Below are 17,837 nucleotides of genomic sequence, written 5' to 3' on the forward strand. Positions count from 1 at the left end.
GCCATGGCATCGATCGATCTTCCCGAACCGATGGAGTGGAGCTCCGTGTCCCGCGAGCGCTGGGCCGAGCGCGTCGCCGCCGACCTGGGCGTCGAGGACGCCGACGCGGCGCTCGCCCGCACGGCGTCCAGCGGCGTGCGGACCCGCGTGCTGTACACCGAGAGCGAGGGCGGTCCGGCGCTGCCCGAGAACCTGCGCCCGCGCCGCGGTTGGAAGGCCTGCGAGACCTTCGACGTGAGCCTCGAGCGAGTCTCGTCCGTGGTGCGCGAAGCCGTCCTCGAAGGGCTCGCGTCCGTGCGCCTGGCGGGCGACGTCGACGCGCTCGATCCCGAGGAGTTCACGGCCGTGCTCAGTGCGCTCGGAGCGACGAAGATCGATCGGCCCCAGATCGTCCTGCGCCCGACGGGGACACCCGGCCGGGTGCTCGACGTCGTCGACGGCGTCGCGGTCGAGTTCTTCGGCGGCTTCGATCCCGTGCGCAACGTTCTCGCCGACGGACGGGGTCGCTTCGACGGCGCCGCGGTCGCCCAGGAGGAGCTGGCGCTGCTCGGGCACTGGAAGGCCAGCGGTCAGACGGGTCGCGCTCTCGAAGTGGACGGATCCTACCTGCGCGAAGCCGGTGCCAACGCCGTCGACGAACTCGCGTTCCTGCTCGCCGCTGCGACGGAACGCCTGCGCGGCGCGGCGCGTGCGGGCATCGGGGCGCGCGCGTGGCTCCGACAGACCGCCGTGCGCGTCGGTGTCGGTCGCGACCTGTTCGACGAGATCGCGAAGCTGCGCGCCATCCGCCTGGTCTTCGCCAAACTCTGCCAATCGGCTGCCGACGGGGACTGCGGCCTCGTCGCGCCCGTCGTGCACGCCGTCGGGCTGGTGCGCGAGCTCGCGCCCGTCGATCGCGCCAGCAACGCCCTGCGCACGTCGTCCCACGCCTTTGCCGGCGCGGTCGGCGGGGCGCACACGATCGAACTCGCGCCCTTCGAGCGCGGTTCGCGCATCGGCGAGCGCTTGGCGCGGACGACCCACAGCGTGCTCGCGCACGAAGCCCACCTGGCGCGCGTGGACGACCCCGCCGGCGGATCCTGGTACGTCGAAGCCCTGACGGACGGGATCGCGCGGGCCGCCTGGGACCGCTTCCGCGCGATCGAGCGCGCGGGCGGGCTCGCGAGTTGGATCGAGTCGGGCGCGCTCGCCAGCCTGCTCGAGGAACGACGCAGCGCGTTGGCCGCGGCCGTGAACGCCGGCACGCACACGATCGTCGGCGTGACCGAGTACCCGCCGCCCCCCGGGACCGAGTCGGAGGGGACGGCGTCGCGCAGCACCGCCGCGTCGCCCCGTTCGTCCGTCGGCGCGAGCGGCTGGCCGCTCGTCGAAGGACTGTGCGAGGCCGATCTCCTGGAGCCGGAACCCGCTGCCCGGACCGCGGAGGCGCGCTCGTGAAGGAACTGCCCGACTTCGCCGAACTCGAGTACGACGACGCGCGCCTGCCGACCGAAGCCGCGGGCTCCGGCGGCCTCGCCGCCACCAGCACGCCCGAGGGCATCGCGGTCGAACCGCGGTACCGCGTGCTCGACACGCGCGAGGGTCCCCAAGCGAGTTGGATGCCGGGTTTCGAGCCCTACGTCCGCGGCCCGTACCCGACGATGTACGCCCAGCGGCCGTGGACCGTGCGCCAGTACGCAGGCTTCTCGACGGCCGAAGCGAGCAACGCCTTCTACCGCCGCAACCTCGCCGCGGGGCAGAAGGGCCTCTCGATCGCCTTCGATCTCGCGACGCACCGCGGCTACGACTCGGACCACCCGCGCGTCTTCGGCGACGTCGGGATGGCCGGCGTCGCGATCGACTCGATCCTGGACATGCGCATCCTGTTCGAGGGCATCCCCCTCGACACGATGAGCGTGTCGATGACGATGAACGGCGCCGTTCTGCCGATCCTGGCGCTGTACATCGTCGCGGGCGAGGAACAGGGCGTGCCGCCCGAGAAGCTCAGCGGGACCATCCAGAACGACATCCTCAAGGAGTTCATGGTCCGCAACACGTACATCTATCCGCCGACGCCGTCGATGCGGATCGTGGGTGACGTGTTCCGCTACACGAGCGCGCACATGCCGCGCTTCAACTCGATCTCGATCTCCGGCTACCACATGCAGGAGGCGGGGGCGACGGCCGACGTCGAACTCGCGTACACGCTCGCCGACGGTCTCGAGTACCTGCGCGCCGGTGTCGACGCGGGCCTGACCGTCGACCAGTTCGCGCCGCGGCTCTCGTTCTTCTTCGCGATCGGGACCGACATGTTCATGGAGGTGGCCAAGCTGCGCGCGGCGCGCCTCCTGTGGGCCGAGACCGTCGCGCCGTTCGAGCCGAAGAACCAGAAGTCCTCGATGCTGCGCACGCACTGCCAGACGTCGGGGTGGTCGCTGACCGCTACGGACGTCTACAACAACGTGGTGCGGACCTGGGTCGAGGCCCTGGCGGCGGTGACCGGCCACACCCAGTCGCTGCACACGAACAGCCTGGACGAGGCGCTGGCCCTGCCGACCGACTTCTCCGCCCGCATCGCGCGCAACACGCAGTTGGCGCTGGCGAAGGAGAGCGGCGTCTGTCGCACGATCGACCCCTGGGGCGGCAGTCACTACGTCGAGAGCCTGACCCAGGAATTGGCCGGTCGCGTGCGCAAGCACATGATCGAGGTCGAACGCCTGGGCGGCATGACGAAGGCGATCGAGGCCGGTCTGCCCAAGCGTCGCATCGAGGAGTGCGCGGCCCGGGCCCAGGCGCGCATCGACTCGGGCAAGCAGGTCATCGTGGGGGTCAACAAGCTCCAGCCGACGACGAAGGACGAGATCCCCGTGCTCGTGGTCGACAACGAGGCGGTGCGCCGCTCCCAGATCGAGCGTCTGGCACGCCTGCGCTCGGAGCGCGACGGCGCCGCCACCGAACGCGCCCTGGAGGCCCTGACCGCCGTCGCGGCCAGTGGCGACGGCAACCTGCTCGCCGCCTGTGTCGACGCCGCGCGCGCCGGCGCCACGGTGGGCGAGATGTCCCTCGCCATGGAGAAGGTGTTCGGTCGGCACGCCGCCGAACCCCAGGTCGTGCGCGGCGTGTACAAGAACGAGATGCCCAGCGGAGACCACTACCTGCGCAAGGCGCGCCAGCGCGTCGCCGCGTTCGCCGAGGCCGAGGGCCGACAGCCCCGCATCCTGGTCGCGAAGCTCGGTCAGGACGGACACGATCGCGGTCAGAAGGTCGTGGCCACGGCACTGGCCGACCTGGGCTTCGACGTGGACGTCGGTTCGCTGTTCCAGACGCCCGAGGAGACCGCGCGTCAGGCCGTCGAGAACGACGTGCACGTGGTCGGGGTGAGTTCGCTCGCCGCGGGCCACCTGGCGCTCGTGCCGGCGCTGCGTGCGGCGCTCGACGCCCAGGGCGGTGAGCACGTGCTGATCGTCGTCGGTGGCGTCGTTCCGCCCCAGGACCACGAAGCCTTGGCGGCCGCGGGCGCCGTGGCCGTCTTCGGACCGGGCACCGTGATCACGGAAGCGGCGATCGCCTTGGTGGCGGCCATCGAGGCCGCCGCGGACGTGTGAGCGACGCCCGCGCCACCGAGACGGACGCGCTGGCAGCAGGCGTGCGCCGCGGCGATCGCGCCGCGTTGGCGCGCGCGATCACGCTCGTCGAGGGTCGCCGCCCGGACCAGGAAGCGCGCGCGCAGGAGTTGCTCGCGAAGCTCCTGCCGAACGCCGGAGGTTCGGCGCGCGTCGCGATCAGCGGTGTCCCCGGCGTCGGCAAGAGCACGTTCATCGAGGCGCTCGGATGCCTCTTGGTCGAGCGCGGGCTGCGCGTCGGTGTGCTGGCCGTGGATCCGTCGAGTTCGGTCTCGGGTGGTTCGATCATGGGGGACAAGTCGCGGATGCACCGCCTGTCCCAGCACGAGCTCGCGTACATCCGGCCGAGTCCGTCGGCGACGACGCTCGGAGGGGTGACGCGCCGAACGCGCGAGACGATCGTCGTGCTCGAGGCCGCGGGCTACGACGTCGTGCTGGTCGAGACGGTCGGCGTCGGCCAGTCGGAGTACGCGGCGCGCGACCTCGTCGACCTGTTCTGCGTGCTGGCCCTGCCCGGCGCGGGCGACGAGCTGCAGGGCATCAAGCGCGGCATCCTCGAGGTCTGCGACGTGATCGCCGTCAACAAGTGCGACGGCGAGCGACGGCTGTCGGCCGAGAACGCGGCGCGCCAGCTGATGTCGGCGCTGTCGACGTTCGGCGCCGATCCCAGCGATCCGCCGCCGCCGGTGCTGTGCGTCAGCGCGCTCGAGGGAACGGGTCTCGCCGAGCTGTGGAGCTTGGTCGAAGAACGCATCGCGAGCGAGCGCGCCGACGGAACGCTCGAGGCGCGTCGCCGCGACCAGTCCGAGCGCTGGATGTCCGAGCGGGTGCGCGAGGCCCTCGAGCGCTCGTTCGCCGAGGATCCCGCCGTCGCCGCACTCGACGCCGAGGTCCGCCGTGCGGTGCGAGCCGGCGAGTTGACGCCGATCCAGGGCGCCGAACGCCTGCTGGCCGCCTACCGCGGTTGAGGCTCGGCCGCCGTCAGATCGACAGCGCGCGCTCGGCGTCGCCGAACTCCTTGGGTTCGACGCCCATGCGATCCAGGAGCGCCAGGTGCAGGTCGTTCATCGGCGTGTCCTTCTTGTACTGCTCGTGGCGGTCGAGCTTGAGCCCGCGCTTCAACTCGCCGCCGCCCGCGAGCAGCGTCGGCAGGTCCTCGTGGTTGTGCTTGTCGCCGTCGCTGATGCCCGAGCCGTAGCAGACCATCGTGTGGTCGAGCAGCGTGTCGCGGTCCTCCACGACGCTGTCGAGGTCCCGCAGGAACTCGGCCAGGAGGCTGACGTGCAGCGTGTTGATCTTCTCGAGCTTGCGGTGGTTGTCCGCGTTGTCGCCGTGGTGCGAGAGCGCGTGGTGCCCTTCGCGCACGTCGATCTCGGGGTAGGTGCGCCCCGAGACCTCCTTCAGGTACATGAAGGTGGCGACGCGCGTCTGGTCGGTGCGCAGGGCCAGGGCGAGCATCTGGTACATGAGGCGGCAGTGGTCGCTGAACCGCTTCGGGATACCGGTCGGTTTCGTCGACCCCTCCGGCAGGACGAGGTCGTCGCCGGAGTCGAAGTCGATCTTCCGTTCGATCTCACGCAGGCCTTCGAGGTACTCCTCGATCTTCTGGCGGTCGTTGCCGCCGAGGTCCTTGCGCAGGCGGCGGACCTCGTCGTTCACGTAGTCGAGCAGGCTCTTGCCCCGTTCGCGCCGCAGCGCGGCGGCGGCGGCGGACTCGGCGCTGGTGGCTTCGCCGAACAGGCGGTCGAAGAGCTTGCGCGGATTCACTTCCTGGGTCGCCGGCTGGGACGCGCTCTTCCAGGAGATGTTGAAGTTGTAGGCGCAGGCGTAGCCCGAGTCGCACTCACCCGAACCCTGCCCGAGTTCGCAGCCCAGCTCGAGGGAGCGGAAGCGGGTCTCGTGTCCGACCTCGGCGGCTGCCAGCTGGTCCGCGGAGATGCCGCAGCGCAGCACGGACGAGTCCTTGAACGCCTGCGTGCCGGTCAGCCAGGTCGCGGCCGCGCGCGCGTGGTCGCCGGGGCCGTCGCCGTTCGCGCGCGCCTTGTCGTGGGTCAGGCCCGAGAGCACGGCCACCTTCTTCTTCAGGTCTCCCAGCGGCTCGAGGATGCGGCTCGTCGGGAAGTTGCGCCCTTCGCGCTCCGGCGTCCAAGCCGGCATGTGGACGCCGTTCGGCACGTAGACGTAGACCAGGCGCGGCGGAACCTTCGGCGCCGGCCCGAGTCGCAGAGCGCTGGGTTGCATGGCTTCGAGCAGCGGCAGCGCCAGGAAGGCGCCGATGCCGTGCAGAGCCGTGCGCCGGTCGAGCGCCTGACCGAGCATGCGCGGCGTGCGGCGCGAGCCGTTGCTCGCTCCGGTCGCGTCGCCGGTGGCCGTCTCGTCGTTCGTCGCCGCGCTGTGCGCCGTGGTGCGTCGGAGTTTCATGGTCATTGGGCCGCGCGGGTGCGGCGTTTGGTGAAGGCGTCCGAGAGGACGATCTCGCGAATGGCGTCGTGCAGCGTCGGATGCTCTGGGTCGAGGCGCTCGAGCACGTGACCGACGGTGGGGCGGTCGGTCGGCTCCAGTCCGCGACCCAGCGCGTAGACGAGCAGGTTCTCGACCACGCTGCGGATCAGGCTCGGACCGTCGTAGTAGCGCGCGTCGCGATCGAGGTCGCGAATGCGCGCGATCAACTCCAGCTCGTTGGCGAACGACTCTCCGGTCGGCAGCGTGCCGCTGGCGTCGATCGCTCCCGATCCGTCGCGATCGCGCCGGCGTCCGACCGCGTCGTAGCGCTCGAGGCCGAAACCTATCGGATCCAGGATGTCGTGGCAGGAAGCGCACACCGCGTTGGAGCGGTGGGCGGCGAAGCGCTCGCGCGCGGTCTTCGCCGTGAACTGGGCCGGATCGTCGTCGCCGAAGCTGTCGGCACCCGGCGGCGGGGGCGGCAGCGGCGAACCCAGGATCGACTCCAGCACCCACTTGCCGCGCTTCACCGGCGACGTGCGGTTCGGGAGCGAGTTCGCCGTCAGGATCGAACCGTGCAGCAGGATCCCGCGTCGGTCGGTGCCGACCAGCGACACGCGGCGCAGGAACGCCCCGTCGACGCGCGGCAGTCCGTAGTGCTCGGCGAGGGCGTCGTTCACGAACGTGAAGTCGGCGTCCAACAGGTCGCGGATCGAACGCTTCTCGCGCAGGACCGCCTCGAACACGAGCAGCGTCTCGCGCTGCATCGCCGCCAGGAGTTCGGGCGTGATCGTGTCGAACTTGTCGGGGTCGACGTCGTGCTTCGTGAGGCGCCGCGTCTGCAGCCACTGGGACCCGAAGTTGCGCGCCAGTTCACCGGAACGGGGATCGTCGAGCATCCGCTCGAGCTGGCCCACCAGGACGTCGTGCTCGACCAGCGTGCCGTCGGCCGCGAGTGCGAGCAGCGCGTCGTCGGGGGGGGCGCTCCACAGGAAGTACGACAGGCGTGTCGCCAGCTCGAAGCCGTCGAGGTCGCGCACGTCGTCGTCGCGCGCCTCGTCGTCCTCCAGTCGGAACACGAAGCGCGGCGACGCCAGCAGCGCCGCGAGGCCGATCTGCAGCGCTTCGTCGCGCTCGGCCTTCTTCGGGACGAGCTTGGCGATGCGCTTGATGTCGCTCGCATCGGGATCGGTGCGCCACAGCCGCGTCGCGAGCCACACGAGCTGTGCGTCGAGCGCCTTGCTGTCGTTGCGCTCACCTTCGACCAGTGCGTGCAGCCGTTCCTGGAGCGCCGTCGGTCGCGGCGGATCGAGCGGGCCGATGACCTCGAGTCCGTGGACGAAGAGGTTGCGATCGAGGTCGTTCGCCTTGTCGGCGAAGTCGTTCACGAACGCCGCTCCGATCCAGTGCTCACCGCCTTCGTCGACGTCGAACTCGATCTCGTGCTCGTCCGGTGCGCCGTTGTTCGCGGAGACGACTTCGACGGATGCGAGGATCGTGCCGCCGCGGCGCAGCTCCATGCGCGCGAGCTCGTCGCCCGCCTGGTCCGCGTGGGCCGTGGCGCGCAGGCGGTAGCGACCTGCGCGGGGCAGTTCCAAGTAGGCACCGGTCTCGCCGTTCGACCAGAGCGCTCGCCAGGAGTCGCGTCCGCGACCGCCCTCCATCTCGACCGGTGAGATCGGTCGCACCGTCGGTTCGCCCATCTGCTCCCAACGGATCGCCTCTTGCGCCACGCGTTGAGCGGCTTCTAGGTAGCGCTCGAGCAGCAGCTCGTCGAGCATCTGCACGTCGGCCACGTTGTCGAAGCCGTGACCGATGTTGTCCGCCGGGAAGTGCGCGTGCGCGTCGAAGCGCACGCCGAGCACGTCGCGCACCGTGTTCGCGTACTCGGTGTTGGTGAGGCGGCGCAGCACGTTGCGACCCGGATCGACGCCGCGCGCGGGGTCGTAGGCCGAACGGGCCGCGCGGGCGACGAAGTCGACGAAGTTCTCGATCGACTCGTCGTCGGGGCGCTCGCGACCTTCGGGCGGCATCTGCCCGCGGCGCACGCGTTCGGCCGCGTGGCGCCAGAGCACCTCACCGGCGACGATGGCTTCGACGTCCGCGTAGGCGTCGATGCCGAAGCCGGCCTCGGGTTCGGTCCCCGAGTGGCAGATCGCGCAGTGCGCCTCGAGGAACGGGGCGACCTGGGTGGTGAAGCGCTCCGCCAGTTCCGCGGGGCTGGCGAACGGCGAGGGGGCGACCGGGTCCTGGGCAGCGGCGCTCGCGAAAGGCACGAACAGCGGGTCCCCGTCGCTGCTGGCCGACAGGCTGGCGGCGCAGGCGAGGGCCAGGAAGAGCCCCGGGACCAGCACTCCCCGTCCGACGCCGAAGAGGCGCGCCGCGGTGCCGGTGCGAAGGAGGCGGGTGGACGCTGCGCGCGGTCGGGGGTCGTTGGCCTGCATCACGCCATTCATAGTAGGGCCGCGGGCTTCGGTCGACGCCCCGAGGACGGACCGCCGCCGCGCGACCCTAGCGGCAGCCCTGCTCGCGACGGACCGACGGGCCAGGACCGGGACGCGGCCCGCCCCGAGCGCGGGCGACGTCGGGGTGGAGCATCCCGCGGCGCTCCCGGTCGGCGTCACTCCGCGCGCGGATCGACGCCCGTGAGCCGCTCGCGCACGTCGCGTTCGAAGCGCTCGCACAGACCGGCCACGACGGCGTCCGGGCTCGGTCCGCCGTGGCGCGCGGCGGCGGTCAGGTCGACGGCGAGGGCCACCGCGTCGGCGCGATCGAGGGCGCGCGGCTCGGCGAACGTGGCATTCGCCCGCCAGCGCGCCGCCATCGCCAGGTCGTAGCGCTTGCCGCCCTCGATCTGCGAGTCGTGGGCGCCGATCAAGGCGGCGAACAGGTGCGGTCGCGCCGACACGTCGAGCGCCACACGGTCCTCGGGCGCCAGCCAGTCGAGGTCGCCCCAGCCCTCGACGCCCAGCACCCGCTCCGGTCGCAGCCCCAGGTCGCGATCGGCCCGGCGCAGGGCTTCGAGCGCACGCGCGCACACGCCGACGTGCGTCGCGTGGCGGTCGGTGGGCGCGTGCACGTAGACGTGCGTCGGTCGCGTCGCGGCGAGGAGCGCCACCAGTTCGTCGCGCAGCGCGTCGTTCCCACCGTCGCGCGCCGCGCTGCTCGGCCAGCCCAGCTGTGCCGCGGCGGCGTAGCGCCCCAACTCGGCCGCGCGGCGCTGTTCCGCGCGCCGCACACCGACCAGTTCGGTCGCGGTCAGGTGCGCGTGGGGGCCACCGCGCACGCTGCCCGCTCCGTCGGTCACGATCGCCGCGGTGAACCAGGCGTCCGCGTGGTCGAAGCAGGCCGCGACGCCGTGGTAGCCGATCCACTCGGCGTCGTCGGGGTGCGCCGCGATGCACAGGTGCGTCGTGCGCGCGAGGGCCGCCTGCGGCGCACTGCCGTCGGGGACGAAGAGGTCGCCGCTGTCGCGGGTGGGGCGGAAGTGGTCGGTTGAGTTCATTCGGGTGTGTCCGGCGCAGTGTGCCGAGCTTCGTGTGGTCGTCGCCCTTCGCGATCAGCGGTCCGTGTGATCAGCGTTCCGTGCGCGCGCTCGAGTCGCCGACGAAGACCACGCGCGCGGTGGCCCTGGGAACGAGCAGCTCCAGGCCGATCGCGACGTCGACGCGCGCGCGCACGTCCAGGTCGTCGGCGCCCGGCCAGGGCAGGACCAGCTCGGTCCCCGGCAGCAACGTCACGCCGACGGACCAGGCGCGCGTGCCGTCCTGGACCTCGTGGACGTGGGCCACACCGCGCACGTCGGGGGCGGCGACCAGTTCGACGCTGGAGGCGCTCGTTCGCAGCTCGAGAGCGGCGCCCGTGTTCGCCGCGTCGCGCGCGACTTCGACGCTTTCGGGGGCACGTCCGTCGGCGACGTCGACGAGTCGCAGCCACGCGGGACCGACGTGGGTCAGGCGACCGGCGAGCCGCGCTCCGTTCGCGAGTTCGATCACCACGTCGCGGCCGCGCCAGCCACCGAGGAACCCTCGTTCCTGCAAGGGCTGCGGTCGTCCCGAACGCAGGGCGCGTTCGAGCGCGAGTTCGAGTGCTTCGAGCGTCTCGGCCAGGAACGCGCCCAGCGCGCCGCGGGGACCCGCTGTTCGCGCTCGGTCCGCACCGCTGTTGGTCAGGTCTCGGCCCGGTGCGCGCTCGTTCGCGAGGTGCAGGGGCCGAACCAGCGCCAGACTGTTGCACGCGTCGCGCGCATCGAGGGCGAGCGCCGCACGCCGCGGCTCGTGCGCCGGCGCGTAGGACCGTTCGAAGCGAAGCACCAGGCCACGGCCGCGGGGCTCGAGGCGGCCCCAGAACACGTCCCGGTTCGTGCGCCAGAGCGTGAACGTCCCGCCGGCCACGAGCGCCGGATCGCTGCGGGAACGGCGCACGAAGAGAACCGCGAGCACGACCAGCGCGACCGACAGGACGAGTGCGATCACCGCGAGGGAGCCGATCAGCCAGGCGGAGTCGCGATCCGACAGAAGCGTGGACGTGAGCGCGCCGACGGTCTGCGGGTGGGAGGCGAGTTGGAGCACGGGCGTGACAGCCTAGAGGACCCGCTAGGCTGACGCGGCCGTCGGAACCGTGCCCGCGCCCGAAAGAGGCTCGCGCGGTTCGACACGCCGGACCCGCGCGGTCCACCCGTGGCTCGGGCCCGTCGCACCACCGCTCACACCTTCACTCCGTTCGTCGCGTGCCCCACGTCCTCCACGTCCTCTGCCAGCGTCCGGGTCTCACCGGCTCGGGTGTCACGCTCGAGCGACTGACGGGCGCGACCCGTGCGCTCGGATTCGAGGCCTCGGCCGTGATCGGAGTACCGGTCGACGGCGAGACGCGCGTCCGCGGCGTGGACGACGACGCGGTGACCTGTGTGCGCTTCGCCTCGAACGCGGGTGGAGCGCTCGACCTGCCGCACGACGTGGTGGGGATGAGCGACGTCATGCCCTACCGAAGTCGCACCTGGGCGAGTCTCGACGCGGGCGAGCTCGACGCCTGGTGGAACGCGTTCGTGGCGGCGATCCGGGGCGCGGCCGAGCGGCGGCGGCCGGACCTCGTCCACGCGCACCACGCGTGGCTCGTGGCGGCGGCGGCGCGCGATGCGCTCCCGGGCGTCCCGCTCGTCGTCCACGGCCACGGGTCGGACCTGCGCCAGTTCGATCTGGCGCCGAAGGTCGGCCAGAAGGTGCGCGCGCATCTCGCCGGACTCGACCGACTCGTGACGCTCCACACGGAACAGGCCGAGCGCTACGCGGAACGCCTCGCGATCGACGCCGCCCGCACGTGCGTCGTGGGTTCGGGGTTCGAGCCCGAACGCTTCGATCCGACCGGACGCGAACGCCTGCGGGAGCAGCGCATCGTCTTCGTCGGCAAGTTGAGTCACGCCAAGGGCGTCGACGCGCTGCTGCTCGCGCACGCGATCCTGCGCCGCACGCGCCCGCGCGCTCGACTCGTGCTCGTCGGCGGAGGCAGTGGGCCCCAGAGCGACGCCCTGCGCGCCCAGGCCCGCGCGCAGCCCGGTGTCGACCTCGCCGGACGACTGGACGACGACACCTTGGTGCGCGTCCTGCATTCGAGCGCCGTCATGGCGCTCCCGTCCCTGTGGGAAGGTCTGCCGCTCGTGCTGCTGGAGGGCGCGGCGGCCGGGGCGCAGTTGGCCGCGACCGGTCTGCCCGGCGTGGTGGGGGCGCTGGCCGGTCCGCTCGGCAACGCGCTCGAGGTGGTGGCGCCGCCGCGCACGGTGGACGGCGAATCCTGCGCCCCGGGCGAGCTCGAGCCCTTCGCCGAGCGTCTCGCCGCGGCCTTGGATCGCGCGCTCGCGAAGGCCCAGCGCGGCGAACGCGCGGGTCCGCGAGCGTTGGCTCCGTTCACCTGGGACGCTGTGGCCGGTCGGGTGGCGGACGTGTGGCGAGAAGTGCTCGCCTCGGCGGGTACGGGCGGCGCGGCGCGGTCCTAGACTGGTTCGCCTCGAACGTCCCGCGGACCGAGAGGGGGCCTCTTCGCTCCCCGCGCGGGATCGCTCCGCCGGCCTTCGGGTCGTGCGGGGGACCGTCGCCCGGCGAAGACGTCGCGGGGCCGAGACCCGCCGCGCGGCGCACGATCCGCCGGTGGCGACACCAGATCGACCGGGGCCGACCGCCCCCGAACCACGACGCGAACCATGGCCAAGAAAGGTGCCAAGCGCATCCGGCGCAGCCCGGAGCAGATCATCGCCGACCTCGAGAAGCAGATCACCGATCTGAAGAACCGCTCGAAGGCCAAGGAGCTGAAGCAGGATCCCTCGCACAAGGCGGCGATCGCCGTGGTGCGCGGCCTCGACAAGGCCATCGAGGAGGCGAAGGAGGGCGGCAACAACGCCCTCGCCCACGCCCTGGCCGACGGGCGCGAGCCGATCGCCGCCTACTTCGCCGACACGGGTCTCGAGCTGCCCAAGGGCCGCCGGCCCCGCGGTCGCCGGGCGAAGACCGCCTGACGGACGGTTCGAGCCGGTCGACGGACGCGCGCGCCCCGGGCCGGTAGAGCGGTCCGGTGGAGCGGTCCGGTGGAGCGGTCCGGGGCGTCGACCGCGCCGGGCGCCCCGACCCGCGGCCGGATCCGGCCCACCGGGCGTCGGGCCACGTGGACTCCGACGGGATCCTCCCGACACGGCCCCGTTCAGCGCGGTACACACAATGGGTGGAACGACCGACGGTACGAGGCACGTGCGTCGGGAGTTCCGGGGTAACGCTCGCGCTCGTGGGGGACTGGTCCGTACGGATCTTCGACGGGTGCACAGGTTCCGCCACACGGGCGGTTCGCGCCGAATCGGGCAATAGGGGCCGTCCAGAACGATCTCGATGCTTCGCTCGACCGCGATCACCCGCCGCATCACAAGCACCGCACGACGACGGCCGCTCGCACAACCGCTCTCGACGATGAAACAACTGCACGCCGCGCTCGCTCCCGTTCCGACGGGCCGAAATTCTTTCCATCCCGCCGTCCACCGCCGCGGGGCCTCGGCCGCCGCGCTGCTGGTGGGGGTCCTGGTCGCCGGCGCCGCCGCCGTCGTGGCCTGGAAGCTCTCCGCGACCGATTCCGTGATCGTCGAGGCCGACGACACCGAGGTCGAGCAGGCCATCACCGAGGGGCTCGGCACCGGTGAGGTGAAGGACCTCGTCGTGGACTCCACGGGTCCGACCCCGCTCCTCTCGGACCTGATCGCGGAGAGTCAGTTGAACTCCGGAGGGGCTGGCCGCGGGGTGGACCTGTCGCGCACGCTGCAGGAGCTGTCCAAGGATCCCGCGCTCTTCAAGAGCCTCGTGGAAGAGGGCCAGATCCGCATCTCGCCCACGGCCCAGGAACTGTTCGCCTCGGGCGGCGTGATCCCCGCTCACTGGATCCGTGCCATCGACGGCGTCATCCACATCGCCGACCCCGGCAGCTCCTCGCCCGCCTACGCCGCCGTCGCCGCGCCGCGGTTCGACGCGCTGCCGTTCCCCGATCCCACGTTGGCCGCCGCGGCCCAACCGGCCGGGCCCGTTCCCGTCGAGGGAGCGCGCTTCGGTCCCAACGGCCTGCCGGTCGCGGGAACCTGGCGCGGCAAGCCCGCGTTCAGCGATCTCGACGGCGACGGCGACCTGGACCTGATCGGCTCCCTGCGCGTGTGGGGCGGCGGTGACAAGGGCGAAGGCCTGCACGTCTGGCTCAACGAGGACGGCGGTGCGCGCTGGGTCGAGTCGACCAAGGGCATGCGTCGCGATCTGGGCTACGGCGGCGCCGACGTGGCCGACCTGGACGGTGACGGTGCGACCGACCTGGCCTTCGCCTGCCACAACGGCTACCCCCGCGCCTACCTGTCGCGCATGGTCGACGGCGAGTTGACCTGGCAGGAGTCCAGCACAGGTCTCGAGGGCATGGGCGTCTGTACCGACGTGGCGCTCGGCGACCTGACCGGCGACGGCGTTCCGGAACTTGCCTGCATGGGCTTCTTCTCCGGCACCGGCGGCATGTACGTGTACAGCTACGACCGCGAGCGCGACGTGTGGTTCGTGCTGGCCGAGTTGCTCGATCCGAACGAGTACGGCTACCAGGTGCGCACGCACGACTTCGACGGCGACGGGACCCTCGACCTGCTCGCCACCACGAGCGTCGGTGTGGTCGTGTTCAGCTACCGCGACGGAGCCTTCGAGAACCGCAGCGCCGGTCTGGATGCACCGGTCGTCGGCGGCACGCTCATGCAGGTGCTGCCCGTGGATCTCCAGGGCGACGGCGTCTGCGAGCTGCTCGTTCTCGGGTGGCACACCACGCAGGACCTGCCGATGACGTTGCACGCCTACGAGGACGGCGCCTGGCGCCAGCTCGACGTCGACCTTCCGAGCACCGAGTCCTTCGACGACGGCGAGTTCGTGGAACTCGACGGCGACGCCGGACACGAGCTCTACCTGCTCGGTCGCGAGGGCGCACTGATCGCCGAGATGGACGCGAAGGGCAACGTGACGCCGATCGCGCGCATCGGCGAGAAGGTCTCGCACTACCACGCCCAGGTCGCCGACCTCGACGGCGACGGCCTCGACGAGGGCGTGGTCTTCGAACAGGGCGGAGTGCGCCTGCTCGACCTGGCCGGGACTCTGGCCGGCTTCCGCGAGTCGCAGGAGAAGCCGTGATCCAGGACGACCAGAACCATCCGCCCATCTGCCGAACGAATCCCACCGACACCCACATGAAGCTCCTCGATCGACGAACGAACCGCACCGAGACCCCGGCCCACGGCCGGCGCGGTGGAGCAGGTCTCTACCTGATCGGCGCGCTCGCGCTCGCTGGAGCGACGGTCGCGTTGACCATCGACTTCGGACAACTCGAGCGCGATCGCGTCGCGGACCGCCTCGACGAGCGCCTCGAACGGTTCGCCGAGTTGCGCGCGGCCGAGGACGCCGCCGGCCTCGTCCAACTCCTGGGCGAGAAGGCGCGCGCGGAGTTCAACGCCGAACACATGGCGGGTCGCTGGGCGTTCGACGACACCGAGGTCCTCGAGATGACCGGACCGACCGTCGTCTTCGAGTGGGACCGCGGCTTCGCGCAGGCCACCTGGCAGGTGCGCGTGGCCGAAACGGCGCCGCAGGTCGAGGACGAAGGCGCCGGCGAGATGGCGGGGCCCACCGCGGTGCCCGCTCCCACGCCGAAGGCCTACACCCTCGATCAGAGCTGGGCGCTGCAGGGCGGCACCTGGTTCCTCGTCCCCGGCGACGAACCCTGGGGCAAGAGCCGCGCCGAGGTGCTGTTCGGCGATCGGTTGGCCGCGCTCGAGGAGCGCTACGCCGACTACCGCGACCTGCGGATGGCCGACGACCAGGTGGCGATCTACTCGATGCTCACGCCGAAGGACCGCGAACGGACGGACCTGGGCACCTTCCTCGGGATCTTCGGGACCGGGGCGATGCGCGTGCACGGCATGGAGCTCACGAAGTCCAGCCTCGACGACGGAGGGGCGGCCGGCCGGGTCGACTTCGTGCTCGACAGCGAGCTCGTGCTGGCCCAGCTCCCCCCGGACATGCGCGCCCGCCTGTCCGGCACCGACCCGGCGGAGCTCCGCCGGCAGACCGAGGCGGCCTGCACCTGGCAATTCATCGACGGGGAGTGGTACCTCGAGCAGGAGGAGCCGCCCCAGCGCGGCCGCTGAGATTTCGCCGGAAGTCCCGTTCTCGTAGGGTCTTCGTCCGATCGAGGCGCTCCTTGGACCTGTCCGGGGGGCGCCTCGAGTCTCGAGGTCGCCCGGATTTTCGAAAAGCAAGTTCCAACAGGACGGGGGAGAAGGTGTACCCTTGCCGCTTGTCCGGAGCACGTGTCGAACTCGGCGAGACCGACACCGACCCGTCACTGGACGAACACCTGCCCTTCAGCTTGGGGTCGAGCGTTCACCGCGGTTCCGACCGCGACGAACCGCACGACATCGGGCCGGGTGGGGGGCTCCCAGGATCGAGCCTGCTGAACTTCCGACGTTCATTGATGAACACGGAACGAGGCCCATCGATCACACTGCTGCCCACTCGATCGAGTCGAACCCGCGCGGTTCTGCTCGTCCGCTCTTTCCCCCCCTCGACGACCCTCGTTCGACGACGCTCTGCCGCGCCGCCGAACCGCAGTGGGAGTCGGATCGAACACGAATGCGAATCACGGTCGCGAGCACGGTCGCGAGATCGAACGAGTCAGGCTCGCGTCGACGCTCGCTCGCCGGCCTCGGGAGCTCGACGCCTTGCGAACGGATGCTGCACGCGTGCAGCGCGCCGAACCCGGAACGCCGATCCCAGACGCCTATCCCAGGATGCCGGCCCGAGGGTGCGTGCAGCACGCCGAGCCAACGCGGCGGCCCGAGAGGTCGACGCGGTTCGGAGTCGAAGCGCGCACCGACGCAGGTGCCCGGCCGAGGCGAGCTGCTGGCTGGCTCCCTGCTGGCTGGCTCCTCGCTGGTGGGTGGCGGCGCCCGCTGTCCCGACGCTCGGTTCGCGTTCCCGTCCTTCCGCTTCCTGTTCGGCCGTCCCAGCCGACCGTTCGAGCCTCACCGCTCCACGGTCCGTCCTACCGTTCTGCGCCTTTTGCCGGGGCCTCTCCCCACGCGACGGGCTCAGCCTCTGTTCCTTGTCCGACGCCTGCATGAGCAGGACGTTCAACACCCCGAAACCTCAACTGAGGAATCAAGGCAATGCGCCTCATCACCAAGACTTCTATCGCCCTTCTGGGTCTCGCTGCGCTGGCCCCGGCGGCTCTGGCCGACGGGCGCGAGCCGGGTAGCGTTCTGTTCTACCCCGCCGTCCAGTCCCAACTCGGCAACGTCGGCGTCTTCAACGTCGTCAGCGTCACGAACACCAACCGCGCTGGCAGCGGCGAGACCGACGTGCACTTCGAGTACGTCAACGTCTCGACCTCGGGCAGCCCGTTCCTGTTCGCCAACTGCGACATCTCGGACCGCGTCGAGACCCTGACCCCGGCCGACACCCTCTCGGTGCTCACCAGCTGCCACAACGGTGGCGGCGGAGCCACGGAAGGCTACCTCGTCGTTTCGGCGATGAACCCGGCCGAGATCGACACCTACTGGTCGTTCAACCACCTGATCGGTTCCGAGCAGGTCGTGACCGCCGGCGGTGGCATGTACTCGCTCAACGCGCTTCCCTTCAACGCCATCGGCGCCCAGGGCACCGACACCGACCTCGACAACGACGGACGTCGTGACTTCGACGGTGCGGAGTACGAAGGAATCGCCGACGAGCTGTACATCGACAGCTACGTGGGTGTCCTCGGTGGCAACCTGGTCCTCCTTTCGCTGACCGGTGGTGAGTACCTGACCAACGTCAGCTTCATCATCTACAACGACGACGAGTTCCAGCTGTCGGCCACGTACGCCTTCTCCTGCTGGACCAGCACCCCGCTGGCCGACATCTCGGGCTTCTTCACCGACCTCGGTCTCAAGACCACGGTCAACGACGAGCGCGAGCTGGACATCACCTGCGACGGCCTCGGTGACGTCGAGACCGGTTGGGCCATCGTCCGCCCGACGACCGCTCTCTCGATCACGAGCCCGAACATCTCGAACCCGGCCGTGCTCGGTGCTCTCGTCAACGACGAGAACCCCCAGTTCCAGAACGGTCGTCTCCTCTGGGAGAGCGTTGCCAAGCAGCTGAACGGTTCGTTCCCGAACTGATCCAGTTCGCGACCGACGCATCCGGCATCCGACCTCGGTCGGGTGACGGAAGCATCCGCCGGGGGGCGGAGAGCCAGCACCGCTGCGCT

12 protein-coding genes are annotated in these 17,837 nt (G+C 71.1%); 8 read left to right on the plus strand and 4 right to left on the minus strand.

Features of this window, described 5'->3' with window-relative positions; all coding sequences use genetic code 11:
• Positions 1-3: 3 nt before the first annotated feature.
• From Pla163_RS08110 to meaB, 3 genes are read left to right on the plus strand one after another with little or no spacing between them, the layout of a single operon-like run.
• Positions 4-1,437 (plus strand): methylmalonyl-CoA mutase family protein, encoded by a 1,434-nt coding sequence (locus Pla163_RS08110; protein WP_145186293.1) that lies wholly within the window; start codon positions 4-6, stop codon positions 1,435-1,437.
• The gene (gene scpA / locus Pla163_RS08115; RefSeq protein ID WP_145186296.1) at positions 1,434-3,584 is read left to right on the plus strand and encodes a methylmalonyl-CoA mutase; all 2,151 of its coding nucleotides are present in this window, start codon (positions 1,434-1,436) and stop codon (positions 3,582-3,584) included. The genes Pla163_RS08110 and scpA overlap by 4 nt, the downstream gene beginning before the upstream one ends.
• Positions 3,581-4,570, plus strand: a complete 990-nt coding sequence (meaB, locus tag Pla163_RS08120; protein ID WP_145186299.1) for a methylmalonyl Co-A mutase-associated GTPase MeaB — start codon at positions 3,581-3,583, stop codon at positions 4,568-4,570. The genes scpA and meaB overlap by 4 nt, the downstream gene beginning before the upstream one ends.
• A 13-nt stretch (positions 4,571-4,583) precedes the next feature.
• Here the strand turns inward: meaB and Pla163_RS08125 are convergent, their stop codons facing one another.
• The 4 genes from Pla163_RS08125 to Pla163_RS08140 all read right to left on the minus strand — a co-directional run bounded on the left by Pla163_RS08125 (position 4,584) and on the right by Pla163_RS08140 (position 10,615).
• Positions 4,584-6,023, minus strand: a complete 1,440-nt coding sequence (locus Pla163_RS08125) for a DUF1552 domain-containing protein (protein ID WP_419186452.1) — start codon at positions 6,021-6,023, stop codon at positions 4,584-4,586.
• A 2-nt stretch (positions 6,024-6,025) separates the two neighbouring features.
• On the minus strand, positions 6,026-8,488 hold the full coding sequence (locus Pla163_RS08130; RefSeq protein ID WP_145186302.1) for a DUF1592 domain-containing protein: 2,463 nt from the start codon (positions 8,486-8,488) through the stop codon (positions 6,026-6,028).
• Positions 8,489-8,664: 176 nt separating this feature from the next.
• Positions 8,665-9,549: a PIG-L deacetylase family protein gene (locus Pla163_RS08135; RefSeq protein WP_145186305.1), complete on the minus strand. Its 885-nt coding sequence runs from the start codon at positions 9,547-9,549 to the stop codon at positions 8,665-8,667.
• Between the two features lie 70 nt (positions 9,550-9,619).
• Complete coding sequence (locus tag Pla163_RS08140) at positions 9,620-10,615, minus strand: hypothetical protein (protein ID WP_145186308.1); 996 nt, start codon at positions 10,613-10,615, stop codon at positions 9,620-9,622.
• Positions 10,616-10,773: 158 nt separating this feature from the next.
• Between Pla163_RS08140 and Pla163_RS08145 the strand changes: the two genes are divergently transcribed.
• From Pla163_RS08145 to Pla163_RS08165, 5 genes are all read left to right on the plus strand, one after another.
• Complete coding sequence (locus Pla163_RS08145; RefSeq protein WP_145186311.1) at positions 10,774-12,033, plus strand: glycosyltransferase family 4 protein; 1,260 nt, start codon at positions 10,774-10,776, stop codon at positions 12,031-12,033.
• A 204-nt stretch (positions 12,034-12,237) separates the two neighbouring features.
• Complete coding sequence (locus tag Pla163_RS08150) at positions 12,238-12,549, plus strand: hypothetical protein (protein WP_145186314.1); 312 nt, start codon at positions 12,238-12,240, stop codon at positions 12,547-12,549.
• A gap of 442 nt (positions 12,550-12,991) precedes the next feature.
• Positions 12,992-14,719 (plus strand): FG-GAP repeat domain-containing protein, encoded by a 1,728-nt coding sequence (locus Pla163_RS08155; protein WP_145186317.1) that lies wholly within the window; start codon positions 12,992-12,994, stop codon positions 14,717-14,719.
• A 56-nt stretch (positions 14,720-14,775) separates the two neighbouring features.
• Positions 14,776-15,732, plus strand: a complete 957-nt coding sequence (locus tag Pla163_RS08160) for a hypothetical protein (RefSeq protein WP_145186320.1) — start codon at positions 14,776-14,778, stop codon at positions 15,730-15,732.
• 1,020 nt (positions 15,733-16,752) lie between these two features.
• A complete protein-coding gene (locus tag Pla163_RS08165; protein ID WP_145186323.1) occupies positions 16,753-17,748 on the plus strand; it encodes a hypothetical protein in 996 nt (331 codons plus the stop codon).
• Positions 17,749-17,837: the final 89 nt, after the last annotated feature.

This window comes from Rohdeia mirabilis, assembly GCA_007750655.1.
Lineage (GTDB): Bacteria > Planctomycetota > UBA1135 > UBA1135.

Coding starts and splice junctions, on each gene's coding strand:
- Pla163_RS08110 (WP_145186293.1), top strand. CDS start 4: ATGGCATCGATCGATCTTCCCGAACCGATGGAGTGGAGCTCCGTGTCC.
- Pla163_RS08125 (WP_419186452.1), bottom strand. CDS start 6,023: ATGAAACTCCGACGCACCACGGCGCACAGCGCGGCGACGAACGACGAG.
- Pla163_RS08130 (WP_145186302.1), bottom strand. CDS start 8,488: ATGCAGGCCAACGACCCCCGACCGCGCGCAGCGTCCACCCGCCTCCTT.
- Pla163_RS08135 (WP_145186305.1), bottom strand. CDS start 9,549: ATGAACTCAACCGACCACTTCCGCCCCACCCGCGACAGCGGCGACCTC.
- Pla163_RS08150 (WP_145186314.1), top strand. CDS start 12,238: ATGGCCAAGAAAGGTGCCAAGCGCATCCGGCGCAGCCCGGAGCAGATC.
- Pla163_RS08155 (WP_145186317.1), top strand. CDS start 12,992: ATGAAACAACTGCACGCCGCGCTCGCTCCCGTTCCGACGGGCCGAAAT.
- Pla163_RS08160 (WP_145186320.1), top strand. CDS start 14,776: ATGAAGCTCCTCGATCGACGAACGAACCGCACCGAGACCCCGGCCCAC.
- Pla163_RS08165 (WP_145186323.1), top strand. CDS start 16,753: ATGCGCCTCATCACCAAGACTTCTATCGCCCTTCTGGGTCTCGCTGCG.